The sequence below is a fragment of the Citrobacter amalonaticus genome (assembly GCF_018323885.1).
Classification (GTDB): Bacteria; Pseudomonadota; Gammaproteobacteria; order Enterobacterales; family Enterobacteriaceae; genus Citrobacter_A; species Citrobacter_A amalonaticus.
Window position 1 is genome coordinate 1,673,503 of record NZ_AP024585.1, and the last position, 14,128, is coordinate 1,687,630.

Below are 14,128 nucleotides of genomic sequence, written 5' to 3' on the forward strand. Positions count from 1 at the left end.
AATAGGTTATCGCGATTTGGTGCTAAAGATATCGGTTCCCAGGTGGTTATAATCCACCTTCTGCAATTTGAAATTGGTGATATACACCGGCCCGGCTTTCTGTTCAGAGATAAACCGGTACTTCATCTTAATCTCTTTTGCACTGATCCCTGTCCACTGTGAGAAAAAGCCAAGGAAGTCGTTGGCGGAGCGCCGCGCTTTGATGACTTTATGCGCTTTGTCATCGCTGGAGAGCACCATAAACGGGACCTGAAAGTTTTGCTGGAACTGGTCGTCATGCGCCAGATACTGCACTTCCTTCCCACGCTCTTTAAAGGCGAGACCGTGATCGGAGAAATACGCCAGCGAGAAACTGTCGCCGCTGTTGCGGAGCTGATCGTACAGTTTTCGCAGCAGGTCGTCGGTCTGAGTCATGGTATAGAGATAGCAGGAGGTTTCTTTCGACTGGACGAACGTGTCGTACTTGCCTTTTGTCCGATCGCAGGCCTGTGGATGAGACCCCATCAGATGCAGGACAATCAGCTGCGGCTGGGTGCGTTCCGTTTCCAGCACCTGTGCGGTCATTTTTAACAGCGCCTCGTCCTGGGTGTTTTTGTCCGCCTCGAAGTCACCGTTTTTAAGAAAATGCACTTCATCAGCCCGCTTTGCGATACTGGCGATAGCGGTATCGTATTCGCCGATTTGTCCCTGATTCGAGAACCACCACGTCTGGAAACCGGCGCGGTTTGCCAGCGTGACAAAGTTGTCCTGATACTGCGGCTTATCATCAACGACCCGGTTGAGGGTCAGCCCGAGCGATTTTTGCGTTGACCCGCTGGCCGCGACGTAATCGGCAAACAGGTAGCCGTTAACGCTGCTGGCAAACGGAGTGTTATCCCAGTGCCCGCCAAACGCCCCCAGCGCATCACGACGAGCGCTTTCACCGATCACCACCACATAGGTGTGATATTTCGGCTTCACGGCGGTGACAGTCCAGGTGTCTTTCATGCTGGCTAACTTCGCCATGCGCTCCTGCTCGTCAATGACTTCATTGTTATTGACGATGACGTCTTTGGCGAAACGGAACACCGGATAGCCGGTATCCTTTAATTTAAACACGCCGCCCCAGGCCAGGTTCTGTACGGGGGTGACAAAAAAAGCCACGACGCTGAACAGCAGGCACAGGCTGTCATATTTATTCCAGCGTTTCTTCTCTTCGTCAGGTTTGCGACGCACGGCGATCACGCCAAGAGCAAAGATAAACACCCCCATCAGGTAATTATACCAGGGGAAAATCGTCAGGATTTCCGTGGACTCTTCCATATTGGTCGAGTGCAGAGCCAGCAGCGTATTAAAGTTTGGCGATCCGTAGGCCTGGCCGAAAGGAAAGTAACAGGCGGCGACCAGCGAACACACGCCGATCAGCACCTTCTGCGCTTTCGGCGCGCTCCGCCAGAGCAACTGCAATATGCAGGTGAAGGCAAGGGTATACAGCAGACTAAACGGATAGCCCAGCGCCAGGTTGATCAGCAGCGACTGCAGAACATAAAAGCCAGTCCACGGGCTAAGGGCCCGGCTGCGAGCAAGAAGTGAGTCTTTGACGGTTAAATTCATATGCCACTATCGTAAAAACGCCATGTGCTTACCCTGGCGTCAAGGGTCATTACCTGCTGAGAGTGCGTGAAGAGGGAAAGAGGTCCGCATCTGCGAGCCGCAAGTTAGGCAGGGCTGCAAGAAGATAGAGCGTGTGAATGTGAAGGTCAACGGGCAGACAGAAATTGTTTTGCGAAGGGGTTAGCAAATCCGACAAAAAGAAGGGCTATTTTGACATAAGCAGAAGTGTAACGGCCGTAGATGACAGCCAGATGACGCGGCGTACCGCGACGCCGCGTTATTTATCCGAGGGCTTATCCTGCTCAGGTTTGCTGTTGATCATATCGCACAGCATTGAGAGCAGCATTAACCGGACTTTAAAGGGAGAGTGGCTAAACACGCGCATACACCTCTTAAACTCGTTCATATTGACCTCCTGACGTTCTGGTCCCTCGATCCGTGAGAGATGACTGCATTACATACAGATATAGCACAGGCTATATTATATAGCTATTGCTAAAACGTTAATTTTTTGTGCCTGGGCAACTCTGGTTTACAATGGACGCTCTCCAATTAGATGCTGTTAACGCGTCACAGGAATGAGGAAGCAGAATGAGTCGTCGCGCAGGTATGCCAACAACAAAAAAAGTGACGCAGTTAGTGAACGTTGAAGAACACGTCGAAGGGTTTCGTCAGGTGAGAGAGGCACATCGGCGTGAGCTGATTGACGACTATGTTGAGTTGATTTCTGATCTGATTATCGAAGTCGGTGAAGCGCGTCAGGTGGATATGGCGGCCCGGCTCGGGGTGTCCCAACCCACGGTGGCGAAGATGCTCAAACGCCTGGCCTCGGTGGGATTGATCGAAATGATCCCCTGGCGCGGCGTTTTCTTAACCCCGGAAGGGGAGAAGCTGGCGCAGGAAAGCCGTGAGCGCCATCAGATCGTGGAGAACTTCCTGCTGGTGCTGGGGGTGAGCGCTGAGATAGCCCGTCGCGATGCTGAGGGGATGGAGCATCATGTCAGTCAGGAGACGCTGGACGCATTCCGGCTGTTTACCGAACAACACGGAACTTCCGTTGAATGAACCTGCCTTTATTGCGGGCGTTGAAACGCGACCGTTTTTTTCAGCTATTGATTGTCGTTGGCGTGGCGTTGAGTCTGTGGGTGCCGTTCACGCCACGGACGTGGCCTGGCGCTATTGACTGGCACACCATTATCATCCTGAGCGGCCTGATGTTGCTGACTAAAGGCGTGGAGCTTAGCGGCTATTTCGATGTGCTGGGACGTAAAATGACCCGCCGCTTTGCGACTGAGCGCCGTCTGGCGATGTTCATGGTGCTGGCAGCGGCGCTGCTTTCCACTTTTCTGACCAACGACGTCGCGCTTTTTATCGTTGTGCCGCTGACCATTACGCTGAAGAAGCTGTGTGCGATACCGGTCAACCGGCTGATTATTTTTGAAGCGCTGGCCGTGAATGCTGGCTCGCTGTTAACGCCCATCGGCAACCCACAAAACATTTTGCTGTGGGGGCGTTCTGGTCTCTCATTTTTTGCCTTTATCAGCCAGATGGCGCCGCTTGCCGTTGCGATGATGGTGACGCTGCTGGTCGTGTGCTGGTTCTGCTTCCCTAATAAGCCGCTGTCGTACCACACCGGCACGCATGCGCCGCAATGGCAGCCGCGACTGGTATGGGGGTGTCTGGGGCTGTACCTCGTTTTTCTGACGGCGCTGGAGTTCAAACAAGAGCTGGTAGGGCTGGCGATTGTCGCGCTGGGGTTTCTGTTACTGGCGCGGCGTGTGGTGTTGAGCGTTGACTGGACGCTGTTGCTGGTGTTTATGGCGATGTTTATTGATGTTCATCTACTGACGCAACTGCCGGCATTGCAGGGAACGTTAAGTCACGTCGGCTCGCTGTCTGAACCCGGCCTGTGGCTGACGGCAATTGGTCTGTCGCAGTTTATCAGCAATGTTCCCGGCACCATCTTACTGCTGAATTACGTGCCTCCGACCGTGCTGCTGGCATGGGCGGTCAACATCGGTGGATTTGGTTTGTTGCCGGGATCGCTGGCGAATTTGATTGCGCTACGGATGGCAAACGACCGACGCATCTGGTGGCGCTTTCATCTCTATTCACTGCCGATGCTGGTGTGGGCGGCGTTGGTGGGGTATGGGCTGTTACTGCTGAGATAATCCCAAATAGAATCAACAAAAAAGGGCGGAAAAATTATCCGCCCTTTATATTGTCCAGATTCGTATCAATTCAGACGAACAGGCATCCCTGAACGGTTCTGAATCGCTTGCTCTACCACGTTCTGGTCAACATCGGCCTGATTGGTGATGTTCTGAATGCTCTTCGACAGGGTAATCGGTACGATTTCGCCGCCTTCAAACTGCGCTTCAGTCGTCGACAGTGGGTTGTGAACTTCGATGTAACGGCTGCCATCAGGCTCAGTGGTTGCTTTTACCGGCTCATCGATAAACTGTACGCGCGTGCCAACAGGCACATTCTGGAACAGGAATTTGATGTCTTCGTTACGCAGACGCACGCAACCGTGGCTCACGCGCAGGCCGATACCGAAGTTGGCGTTGGTGCCGTGAATGGCGTACAGACGCCCAATGTACAGCGCGTACAGACCCATCGGGTTATCCGGACCTGCCGGAACAACGGCAGGCAGCGGTTCACCTGCGGCACGATATTCAGCGTGCATTTTCGCGGTTGGCGTCCAGGTCGGACCGGCTTTCTTACGTTCTACTTTGGTGGTCCAGTTGATAGGCGTGTCTTTACCTAACTGACCAATACCGATAGGCAGGACGATCACCGTATTGGTGCCTTTCGGGTAGTAGTACAGACGCATTTCCGCGCTGTTAATCACGATACCTTCGTGCACGGTGTCCGGCAGAATCAACTGCTGCGGAATATTCAGCACGGTGCCGCCTTTCGGCAGGAAGGTATCCACGCCCGGGTTGGCTTCCAGCATGTTGGAAAGTCCCATCTGGTATTCAGCAGCAAAATATTCCAGCGGCTGCGTGTTACCTTCCGGGATGGTGATCACCTGATTCTGACCAATGACGCGACTACCATCCGTTGGCAGGGGATAAGTGACAGCGGATGCGGTATTGCAAAAGCCGACGACCGCGAGTGCTGCCGCGAAAAACGTTGTTAATTTCATATTCATGTTATGCGAGATTCATTGCCTGGCAGGCTGTTGGGTTGAGAATTCTGTAGTGTTGGGAGCGCATTATATGTGCATTCCTGTTAACAGGGAATTCAGATGTGTACGAAATCACATTTTTTTCCTGTTACCCCAGTGTAGTCGTTTGCGACGAGGCGCGATCTTATTTCAGACTTGTGGCATAATACGCGGTTTGTCACATATTCTTTAGGATACGTCCGTGTTAGTTTCCAGCAACGTCACCATGCAGTTCGGCAGTAAGCCGCTGTTCGAAAACATTTCCGTCAAATTTGGCGGCGGCAACCGTTACGGCCTGATTGGCGCCAACGGTAGCGGTAAATCCACCTTTATGAAAATTCTCGGCGGCGACCTTGAGCCGACGCTGGGTAACGTTTCTCTCGATCCGAACGAGCGTATCGGTAAGCTGCGCCAGGATCAGTTTGCTTTTGAAGAGTTCACGGTGCTCGATACGGTGATCATGGGCCACGGTGAACTGTGGGAAGTGAAGCAGGAGCGCGATCGTATCTACGCCTTGCCGGAGATGAGCGAAGAGGATGGCTACAAGGTGGCCGATCTGGAAGTGAAATACGGCGAAATGGACGGTTACTCGGCTGAAGCGCGCGCCGGTGAACTGCTGCTTGGCGTTGGTATTCCGGTAGAGCAACACTACGGTCCGATGAGCGAAGTCGCTCCCGGCTGGAAGCTGCGTGTACTGCTGGCCCAGGCGCTGTTTTCCAATCCGGATATTCTGCTGCTCGACGAACCGACCAACAACCTGGACATCGATACCATTCGCTGGCTGGAGCAGGTGCTGAACGAACGTGACAGCACCATGATCATCATTTCGCACGACCGTCACTTCCTGAACATGGTGTGCACGCACATGGCGGATCTCGACTACGGCGAACTGCGAATTTATCCGGGGAACTACGACGAATATATGACCGCCGCGACGCAGGCGCGCGAACGTCTGCTGGCGGATAACGCCAAGAAAAAAGCGCAGATTGCCGACCTGCAATCCTTCGTCAGCCGTTTTAGCGCCAACGCCTCTAAATCTCGTCAGGCGACGTCTCGTGCCCGTCAGATTGATAAAATCAAACTCGATGAAGTGAAGGCATCCAGCCGTCAGAACCCGTTTATCCGCTTCGAGCAGGACAAGAAACTGTTCCGTAACGCGCTGGAAGTGGAAGCGATCAGCAAAGGTTTTGATAACGGTCCGCTGTTTAAAGGCGTGAACCTGCTGCTGGAAGTCGGTGAAAAGCTGGCGGTACTGGGGACCAACGGCGTGGGTAAATCGACGCTGCTGAAAACGCTGGTGGGCGATCTGGACGCCGACAGCGGTACCGTGAAATGGTCGGAGAACGCGCGCATTGGTTATTACGCGCAGGATCACGAATATGAATTCGAAAACGATCTGACGGTCTTCGACTGGATGAGTCAGTGGAAGCAGGAAGGCGATGACGAACAGGCGGTGCGCAGCATCCTCGGTCGTCTGCTGTTCAGCCAGGACGATATCAAAAAGCCAGCTAAGGTGCTGTCGGGTGGTGAAAAGGGTCGCATGCTGTTCGGTAAATTGATGATGCAGAAACCAAACATTCTGGTCATGGATGAACCGACTAACCACCTCGATATGGAATCCATCGAATCCCTGAACATGGCGCTGGAGCTGTATCAGGGTACCCTGATCTTCGTTTCTCACGACCGTGAATTTGTGAGCTCGCTGGCGACCCGCGTGCTGGAAATCACCCCAGAGCGCGTGGTGGACTTCAGCGGCAACTACGAAGACTACCTGCGTAGCAAAGGGATCGACAACTAATTTCCCGTCGTCTTTCACGCTGCAGATGCGTTGGCTTCACCTGTTCACCCCGGTCACTTACTTATGTAAGCTCCCGGGGATTCACAGGTTTGCCGCCTTCCTGCAGCGCGAAATACTTAGGGAAAGGAGGCGTGCTCCTGTTCCCTCTCCCCGTAGGAGAGGGTTAGGGTATCAGCCCGCACTACACCACCCATTCACTCTCTTCAACGCCATTCACCAACAGCGTGCGTCTTTCGCCTGCCGGTAACGACACCTTCAGCGCTTTCCACGCCGGACGATAATCCCCGCGGGCGTTCACCTTCAGGTTAATGGTTGCGCCTTCGCATTGCATTTCCCACTCTACCCACAGCGCATTGCCGTGCTGATATCCCCATGACTCGCCGTCATCTTCAAACAGCAGACCAGAGGTCATTCCGACACCGTTGACCGGGTATAGCATCAGTTCCCGGGTATCGTCTTTTTCGGCACTGACATGGGTAATACGCTCGCTTAATGGCAGACCCGCCCCGGCGCGTACCAGCAGCGGCAGTTTTTCCAGCGGCGCATCACGGGTGATCCACTGACCGCCAGAGAACCACTCGTGAGTGTAAAAATCGTACCAGCCGGTTTCGTTATCCGGCAGCCAGACGCGGCGCTCGCGCTGACCCGCTTCTACCACGCTTGCCACCAGCAGGTCGCGGCCTAGCAGGAAGTCATCGCATTCTTCAAAGGTCTGCGCGTCATGCTCGTGGTCGAGGAACGTCGGACGTAGCATCGGTTCGTCATCGGCATGCGCCTGCCAGAGCAGGGTGTAGAGATAGGGCAGCAGCCGATAACGCAGCACTATCGCACTGCGAATGGCTGGCGTCACGCCCGGATACATCCATGGCTCGTTCACCGTATGATCGTCATTCCACGAGTGAATGGTAAAGCGTGGATGCATCACCCCATTCTGTACCCATCTTACGAACAGTTCGGCGTCGGGTTTATCGCCAGAGAATCCGCCGACATCGTGACCGACGTTGAACAGCCCGGAAAGACTCATTCCCAGCCCCATGCGGGTGTTATAACGCAGAGTATCCCAACTGGTGCGGTTATCGCCGCTCCAGGTCTGAACGTAACGTTGCATCCCGGCACAACCCGAGCGGGAAATCAGATACGGACGCTTATCCGGGGCAAAACGCTGTTGCGCTTCCAGCGAGGCGCGCATCATCAGTAACGGCATCACCGGGCGAATGTGTTTGATGGCAATTTCCTTGCCAAAGCCGTAACAGCGCGCTTCGCCGTCCCACACTTCGAACTCGTTGTTATCGTTCCAGGTGGAGTCGATGCCCATCTCCAGCAGTTGCGTCGTCACACCGTTCTGCCACCACTGAATGGTCTGCGGGTTGGTAAAGTCGAGGTGCGATCCTTCGTCATCCCAGAAGCTGGAACGTTCCGGTGAATCGGTTTCTGAATCACGAATAAACAGGCCGCTTTCCGCGACGTCGTTATAGCGAGGATGATCCTGCAACAGACAGGGCTTGATGTTGGCAGCAAGCTTCAGCCCGGCATCGTGGAATGCCTGACTCATCACTTTAGGTTGCGGCACTTTGTCGTAGTTCCAGTTAAAGACATAGCGCTTACCGTTAATTGAGGTATATCCCGACGAGAGCTGGAACGAGTCGCACGGAATCGCGTGTTCTTCACACAGTCGGATAAAGTTCATGAGTTGGTTTTGCGCGTCCGGCGCGTCGGTATAGTGCATCGTGGAACCGCTGTAGCCCAGACTCCACTTCGGCCCAAACAGCGTTTTTCCGGTCAGGCGCACAAAAGCTTTAGTGACGTCCAGGACCCGTTTGCCGGTAAACAGGTAGTAATCAATATCGCCTGCTTCCGCCTGCCAGCGGCGATAAGCGGTGTGATAATTATCGATCTCGTTCCCCAAATCCAGCCAGCAACTGCTCAGGTTGTCGTAAAACAGGCCGTAGCTCACGTCGTCGCGGCGGGTGAGAGTGAACGGGATGTGTTTGTACAGCGGGTCGGTGCTCACGGCGTTGTAACCCATCGCATCCAGATTACGCATTTCATAGCGCTTACCGTTACGCTGCAGATCGCCGGCTTTTTCACCCAGACCGTAAAAACGTTCGTCTTTACGGCGGCTCAGGTAATGTGCGACACCATCGCCGTGGGCGTTGATCAGATAGGCGCTGGTGGCGCGATCGTTGACCAGCGACTGCCAGGCGCCGGCATCGTTACGATATTCCCACTCCAGCCACAGTGGTTGATGGACGGTGACGCGCAGTTGTTGGGTCGACACCGTCACGCTATCGTCCTGCTGTGAAAGCGTCCAGTCCGGGCAACTGAAACCGCTGATGTCGTCGCGGTGCCGACCTTCCCACGGTACGTCTTTTTCAGGCGCGATGCTCCAGGTTCGGTCCAGCGCCAGTTCACCTTTGCGTTTGATCAGCACACGGAAGAGATTTTCTTCCAGTACGTAAAGACACAGACGGTGCTGTTTATCCACCACCAGTTCAAGGTGAGTGGCCGATTGTTTATCAAGGGTCCAGTTTTTCAGGGTTTTCATATGCAATACATCCACGATCAGGCGCGCTTGGCGCGACGTTCAGCAATAAATGCCACCAGGAAAACAGCGCCAATCAGGTCAAAGAAACCCATGGCAATGAAGAGGGGGTTAAAGCCGATTTTGTCAGCCGTAACACCAATCAAAAGAGAGAACAGGAAGCTGGCGATCCACGCCGCCGAACCGCGCATACCGTTAACGGTGGCCATCTGACCTTTATCAAACGACTCGACAACGAGCGCACTCAGCATGCAGGAGATGATCTGATGTCCGAAGCCGCCAATAGAGATCAGGATAATGGTGATATACGGGTCGCGGGTAATGGCCACAATGGCCAGAGAGATCATCAGGAACGCGCCCGTCACGGAACTGGCTACGACCGAGTTAACGCGGGAGCAGCCGAACCAGCGGGTATACAGACGCGTCAGGTAGCCACTCGCTACGCTGCCGAGATCGGCGGCCAGGAACGGTAGCCAGGCAAACATCGCGATCTGCTTCAGATCCATACCGTGTTCTTTGGCGAGATACAGCGGCACCCAGAAGCTCAGTACGGCCCAGGCAGGCTCCGCCATAAAAGCCGGGATGGCGATACCATAGAATCGTTTGTTTTTTGAGACGGTTTTTAACGCTGTCAGGAAAGGCAGCTTGACGGCTGGTGGTTCGTTATCCTGCTTAATAAAGTCCAGTTCATCTTTACTCAGATTCGGATGCTGTTCCGGGTTGTGATAGAACGCCCACCACAGGACGACCCACACCAGCGCCAGCACACCGGTAAACATAAACGCACCCTGCCAGCCAAACGAGGCGTGCGCGAAGTAGATGATAGGCGGCGCGAGCATCGCGCCAATCGAGAAACCCACGCCAGCCCAGCCGGCAGCGACGGGACGCTCTGATTTCGGAAACCATTCGCCGATTGTTTTCGCGTTGGCTGGGGTGGCGGCCGCTTCTGAGGCACCCATAAAAAAGCGCAGGAACGCAAGATGCAACCAGCTTCCGGCACCGGCATGAAAAATACACATGAGCGCCCAGATGCCAGCGCAAACCATGAAGCCAATTTTCAAACCAATCACGTCGATCAGCCATCCGCATAACGGCTGGAAAATGGTGTAGGCAATCTGAAATGCGCCGACAATCCACGAATATTGCTCGGTTGTGATGCCCAGGCTCTCTTTCAGTTCCGGTGCCAGAATGCCTAATGAATTTCGGGTGATGTAGTTAACGGTGACGCCGAGTAAAAAAAGTACCAGCACATACCAGCGCAGATTTTTTATGACGCGACGGGGTTTGCTTGTCGCAACCGTATTGTTGATGTCCTGACTCATTTTCTGTCTCCACAAGACGGACGGTAGGGGGATGAATGTTTAAAATGTCATACGGTTATCGCTTTAGTTTTTATTGCGTTAAGCGATGAAGTTGCTATACAACTAGTATGGAAGCTGTATGACAAATTCACCTTAAGGGAGAAAATGGGCGACCAATAGCAGAATTTGTGCAAGCTTTCTCATCAATGCACGCAGTCATCTGCCACTATTCATTCGAAGCGAGTCAGAGCTTCAATTTCAGGTCGTGAAAATTTTTTCATGAGGCAAGTGGAGCAAGATCACAAAATGGATAAAAGGTTAAAAATCAGGGAAATTGCCGCCCGAACGCAGCTCTCGATCAGCACCGTTTCGCGTGTGCTGGCGGGTAAGTCCAACACCAGCGACAACGCCCGGCGTCTCGTGCTGGAATGCGCACGTGAACTGGGTGTGATGGAGGGGATGGCGGCAGGACGTCTGCTACTCAATAGCCTGATGATCTTTGCGCCACAGCGGGCATTTGATGAGCGGTCCGACATCTTTTATTACCGTGTGATCCAGAGTGTGAATAAAGGACTGGCTTCGCACGAAGTCCGGTTGCGCTACTGCGCTCTTGAGGAACATGACAGTAATGCGCAATTGTTTCTGGCGCGAATGAACGAACCGGATACGCATGCCGCTATTTTGCTGGGGATCGACGATCCGCATATTCATGATTTAGCCGTTGATGTCGGAAAACCGTGCCTGTTGATTAACTGTCGCGATCGGCTCATGCGTCTTCCCGTGGTGGCACCCGATCATCGGGCGATTGGTGAACGAGCGGCGGGCTATCTGTTTGAAATGGGGCATCGTGAGGTGATGAACGTTCTCTGCCTGCGCCGATACACAATGGAGCTGCGCTTAGCAGGGATCCGCGATGCGTGGCGGTCACATAACATGAAGTTCACTGACGACCGCGATCTGCTGGTCGCCACAAATTTTAGCGCCAGAGAGACAGAACAACTGGTCAGTGAATGGATCAGCGAGAGAAAAGGGCAAGATTTACCCACCGCCTTTTTAGTCGGGGGAGATTTTATGGCGGCAGGGGTCATCAGCGCGCTGCAAAAACGGGGATTACGTGTCCCTCAGGATATCTCAGTGATGAGTATCGATGGTTTTAATCTGGCGTCGATTCAGGATGTCCTCTTAACAGCAGTTCATGTTCCTCGGGATGAGTTGGGGACAGAAGCGGTGTATATGCTCCAGCAACGTCTGGTGCGCCCGGAGGCGCCAGTCAGTTCGTTGTTACTCAATGGTACGCTTGCGGTACGGGAGTCGGTCCGGCGGATACGTCAGGGGAAACGACGCACCGCCGTTGAACAGGAAGGTCTGTATGATCGTTAACTCATCCCCAGCGCGCGCTTGCCGTGGATATTCAAATCCGCCAGCGTGAAGCGGCCTTCCCAGTCTGTTTCGTAATCCTCTCGCGGGAAATCGCCCGGTGACGCGCCTTTCTCCAGCGCGGCCTTCACGCTGTGCGCATAGGCCAGATTTTTCTCGCACAGCGGGGCGGCGGGAATATACATCACATTGCCCCAGCCCTGCTGATTGTCGACCGGCGCCACGGAGTGAATCACATCGCAATGCCACCAGACGGAATCGCCTGCTTCCAGTGGCGGAATACTGGTAAGCGCCTCAATCAACAAAGGATGCCATTGTTCGGATATCGGCAGTACCCGCCCTGGCGCCACGCCACACAGTTCATCTTCCGGAACATCATCGAGCAAAGGACGTAAAAGCACATAGGCCATGGCTTCCGGAATGGGGACGACATGCAGTAAACCCTGACCGGGCAACATATCCGACAGTGCGGTCCAGCCCTGGAAGGTGCGAAATACTGAACATTTGGTGGTGTTGTCCACCGTATACTCTTCCACTTCCGTACGATGGGCGGCCTGCCACGGATCGTATTCCGCCAGCTTGCCGTTAAACACATTCGCGAAGACGCGCTGATAGGCCGGCAGCAGCCAGCGTTCCAGCGCGCCGGAATCGGTGTGCGCGCCCAGCCCTTTTGACGTGGTTCCCGGTGGACGGCGACGGATCCTGTCTGGGTAGATCACGCTGACATCCGGGTTAAACCACTGTTTGCCCTCGCTTTCAAAGGTCCACAGACGGTTGAGGAACGACTGCACGTTAGCCATCTCTTCACTCTGTCTGGCCTGCATTTGCGCCTGCGACCAGTAGATCGGATAAATCTCCGGACGCGAAGCGGTGAGGGTGCCAAAGAAGTTATCGCCGGGGCCTTTGTACACCTCGTCAAAATGGTTTCTGTCCAGATAGTCCAGCATCGACTGATCCCAGGCCAGCGCCTGCTCACGTGGGAAGTGACCTTTGATGACCGCACAGCCGCGACGTTTGATCTGTTCGCGCTGCTGCGCCGTGACGGTGCCAGCGTTGATATCGGCATACGATAGTTCAGGCCACACCGGGGCGCCCTGCGCATTAAGTGCGTTGATTTCCGCCACGCGGGTGGCAATGGTATCGCTAATCTGGCTGAAGATCTGTTGGACGTCGCCGAGCTGCGCCCGCAGTTCCTGCTTCATCTGACGGGTCGCCGCTTTATGGTCGACCGGTAATGTGTCGCTTGTGAAGGAAAAAGCCATAACCACCTCGCATAAGTTTCACTCGAAACTAATTTATCTTACGGGTGATAATATAGGTTATAAAAAAGTTAATGCAAGTTTAAAATGTTGAGGTGTCAAACAGGGGAAGAAATTAAAACCGGAACAGGGTGTTCCGGTTATTGCCGTCACACGTTGAAAGGGACGGTGTTATCCAGCACGGCCTGAATCACGTTCAGCGCGCCGTCATGGTTATTGTCATCCGTCTGAAAGCGGGCGATTGCTTTGATACTGTCGGTGGCATTCGCCATGGCGAAAGCGTAGTGCGCCATTTTCAGCATTTCTGCATCATTGCCGCTGTCGCCAATCGCCACGACTTCTTTTGGTGAAAGGTTCCACCGTTTCAGCAATCGGCTGATGCCATTCGCTTTGTGCAGCCCCGGAATGATCAGATCGATAAAGCCGAAACCGCTGGTCACGGGTTTCATAATGCCGTCCAGCGCCGTGTGCAGGTGGTCGATAACCAACGGGATCTGCTGGTCTGGCAGATTCAGCGAGAACTTAAACAGCACGTCGTCGATGTCATGGTAGTCCTTCACCGGCTTCAGGCGGTGGTAGTGCTTCGACATCAGTGCGACAAAGGGTTCCGGCGCGTTTTCACTGACGTACGCGCTTTGCAGACCGCAGGCCACAAAGTTGAGCTGTTTATCTTTCAGCAATTCGCCCATCACAACCTGAGATTCGTGACGCGTGAGTTCGCCGTGAAAAAGCTGTTTGCCATGCTCAAACACCAGCGCGCCGTTTTCGGCAACGAAAGAGATCTCGTCTTTGAGTTCGGGGAAGAAAGAGATGAGCTGGTAATACTGATTGCCGCTGGCGACGACGAATTCAATGTTGCGTTTTTTTAGCTCATGGTACTGCGCCATAAATCGTGCGTGATCGTACTTTTTGGCGTCATTGAGAAAAGTTCCGTCCATATCGGTGACGATAACTTTAACGGTCATATAAAGCTCCTGGCTCAAAACTGCGACCAGAAACATTTTAATAACAATGTGACCTAAAGCACAAATTTATTTCGAATGAAAGCGGTGAAGAGGGACGAATAGGCCGGATAAGACGCTTTGT

At 53.8% G+C, this 14,128-nt stretch carries 11 protein-coding genes; 4 read left to right on the forward strand and 7 right to left on the reverse strand.

Annotation, left to right across the window (positions count from 1 at the left end; all coding sequences use genetic code 11):
• Positions 1-6 precede the first annotated feature (6 nt).
• The gene (locus KI228_RS07805) at positions 7-1,593 is read right to left on the reverse strand and encodes a phosphoethanolamine transferase (protein ID WP_054177083.1); all 1,587 of its coding nucleotides are present in this window, start codon (positions 1,591-1,593) and stop codon (positions 7-9) included.
• 277 nt (positions 1,594-1,870) lie between these two features.
• Positions 1,871-1,999, reverse strand: coding sequence for a manganase accumulation protein MntS (gene mntS, locus KI228_RS07810; RefSeq protein ID WP_043001269.1), 129 nt, complete (start codon positions 1,997-1,999; stop codon positions 1,871-1,873).
• Between the two features lie 185 nt (positions 2,000-2,184).
• Here mntS and mntR point away from each other — a divergent pair, with 185 nt between their 5' ends.
• Positions 2,185-2,658, forward strand: a complete 474-nt coding sequence (gene mntR / locus KI228_RS07815; protein ID WP_043001268.1) for a manganese-binding transcriptional regulator MntR — start codon at positions 2,185-2,187, stop codon at positions 2,656-2,658.
• Entirely contained in the window at positions 2,655-3,764 is a 1,110-nt protein-coding gene (locus KI228_RS07820; protein WP_044264246.1) for an anion transporter, read from the forward strand. The genes mntR and KI228_RS07820 overlap by 4 nt, the downstream gene beginning before the upstream one ends.
• Positions 3,765-3,829: 65 nt before the next feature.
• Here KI228_RS07820 and ldtB read toward each other — a convergent pair whose 3' ends face one another.
• Entirely contained in the window at positions 3,830-4,750 is a 921-nt protein-coding gene (gene ldtB, locus KI228_RS07825; RefSeq protein WP_061070346.1) for a L,D-transpeptidase, read from the reverse strand.
• A 217-nt stretch (positions 4,751-4,967) separates the two neighbouring features.
• On the opposite strand from ldtB, the gene KI228_RS07830 reads away from it, so the two are divergent.
• Positions 4,968-6,563 carry an ABC-F family ATPase gene (locus tag KI228_RS07830; protein WP_043001266.1) on the forward strand — a complete coding sequence of 532 codons (1,596 nt, stop codon included), beginning with the start codon at positions 4,968-4,970 and terminating at the stop codon, positions 6,561-6,563.
• Between the two features lie 181 nt (positions 6,564-6,744).
• On the opposite strand, the gene KI228_RS07835 is transcribed toward KI228_RS07830, so the two are convergent.
• Positions 6,745-9,108: a glycoside hydrolase family 31 protein gene (locus tag KI228_RS07835; RefSeq protein WP_061070345.1), complete on the reverse strand. Its 2,364-nt coding sequence runs from the start codon at positions 9,106-9,108 to the stop codon at positions 6,745-6,747.
• Positions 9,109-9,125: 17 nt separating this feature from the next.
• Positions 9,126-10,427 (reverse strand): MFS transporter, encoded by a 1,302-nt coding sequence (locus KI228_RS07840; protein ID WP_061070344.1) that lies wholly within the window; start codon positions 10,425-10,427, stop codon positions 9,126-9,128.
• Positions 10,428-10,712: 285 nt separating this feature from the next.
• Between KI228_RS07840 and KI228_RS07845 the strand changes: the two genes are divergently transcribed.
• Positions 10,713-11,786: a LacI family DNA-binding transcriptional regulator gene (locus tag KI228_RS07845; RefSeq protein WP_061070343.1), complete on the forward strand. Its 1,074-nt coding sequence runs from the start codon at positions 10,713-10,715 to the stop codon at positions 11,784-11,786.
• Here the strand turns inward: KI228_RS07845 and KI228_RS07850 are convergent.
• Together KI228_RS07850 and KI228_RS07855 are read right to left on the reverse strand one after the other, a co-directional pair.
• Entirely contained in the window at positions 11,783-13,045 is a 1,263-nt protein-coding gene (locus KI228_RS07850; RefSeq protein ID WP_061070342.1) for a DUF1479 domain-containing protein, read from the reverse strand. The two genes, KI228_RS07845 and KI228_RS07850, sit on opposite strands and share 4 nt — an antisense overlap.
• 146 nt (positions 13,046-13,191) lie before the next feature.
• Positions 13,192-14,007, reverse strand: a complete 816-nt coding sequence (locus KI228_RS07855) for a Cof-type HAD-IIB family hydrolase (protein ID WP_061070341.1) — start codon at positions 14,005-14,007, stop codon at positions 13,192-13,194.
• Between the last annotated feature and the right edge of the window lie 121 nt (positions 14,008-14,128).

What these genes read in the sequence shown, in the direction of transcription:
- KI228_RS07805 (WP_054177083.1), bottom strand. Translation starts at nt 1,593, where the DNA reads ATGAATTTAACCGTCAAAGACTCACTTCTTGCTCGCAGCCGGGCCCTT.
- mntS (WP_043001269.1), bottom strand. Translation starts at nt 1,999, where the DNA reads ATGAACGAGTTTAAGAGGTGTATGCGCGTGTTTAGCCACTCTCCCTTT.
- mntR (WP_043001268.1), top strand. Translation starts at nt 2,185, where the DNA reads ATGAGTCGTCGCGCAGGTATGCCAACAACAAAAAAAGTGACGCAGTTA.
- KI228_RS07820 (WP_044264246.1), top strand. Translation starts at nt 2,655, where the DNA reads ATGAACCTGCCTTTATTGCGGGCGTTGAAACGCGACCGTTTTTTTCAG.
- ldtB (WP_061070346.1), bottom strand. Translation starts at nt 4,750, where the DNA reads ATGAATATGAAATTAACAACGTTTTTCGCGGCAGCACTCGCGGTCGTC.
- KI228_RS07835 (WP_061070345.1), bottom strand. Translation starts at nt 9,108, where the DNA reads ATGAAAACCCTGAAAAACTGGACCCTTGATAAACAATCGGCCACTCAC.
- KI228_RS07840 (WP_061070344.1), bottom strand. Translation starts at nt 10,427, where the DNA reads ATGAGTCAGGACATCAACAATACGGTTGCGACAAGCAAACCCCGTCGC.
- KI228_RS07845 (WP_061070343.1), top strand. Translation starts at nt 10,713, where the DNA reads ATGGATAAAAGGTTAAAAATCAGGGAAATTGCCGCCCGAACGCAGCTC.
- KI228_RS07850 (WP_061070342.1), bottom strand. Translation starts at nt 13,045, where the DNA reads ATGGCTTTTTCCTTCACAAGCGACACATTACCGGTCGACCATAAAGCG.
- KI228_RS07855 (WP_061070341.1), bottom strand. Translation starts at nt 14,007, where the DNA reads ATGACCGTTAAAGTTATCGTCACCGATATGGACGGAACTTTTCTCAAT.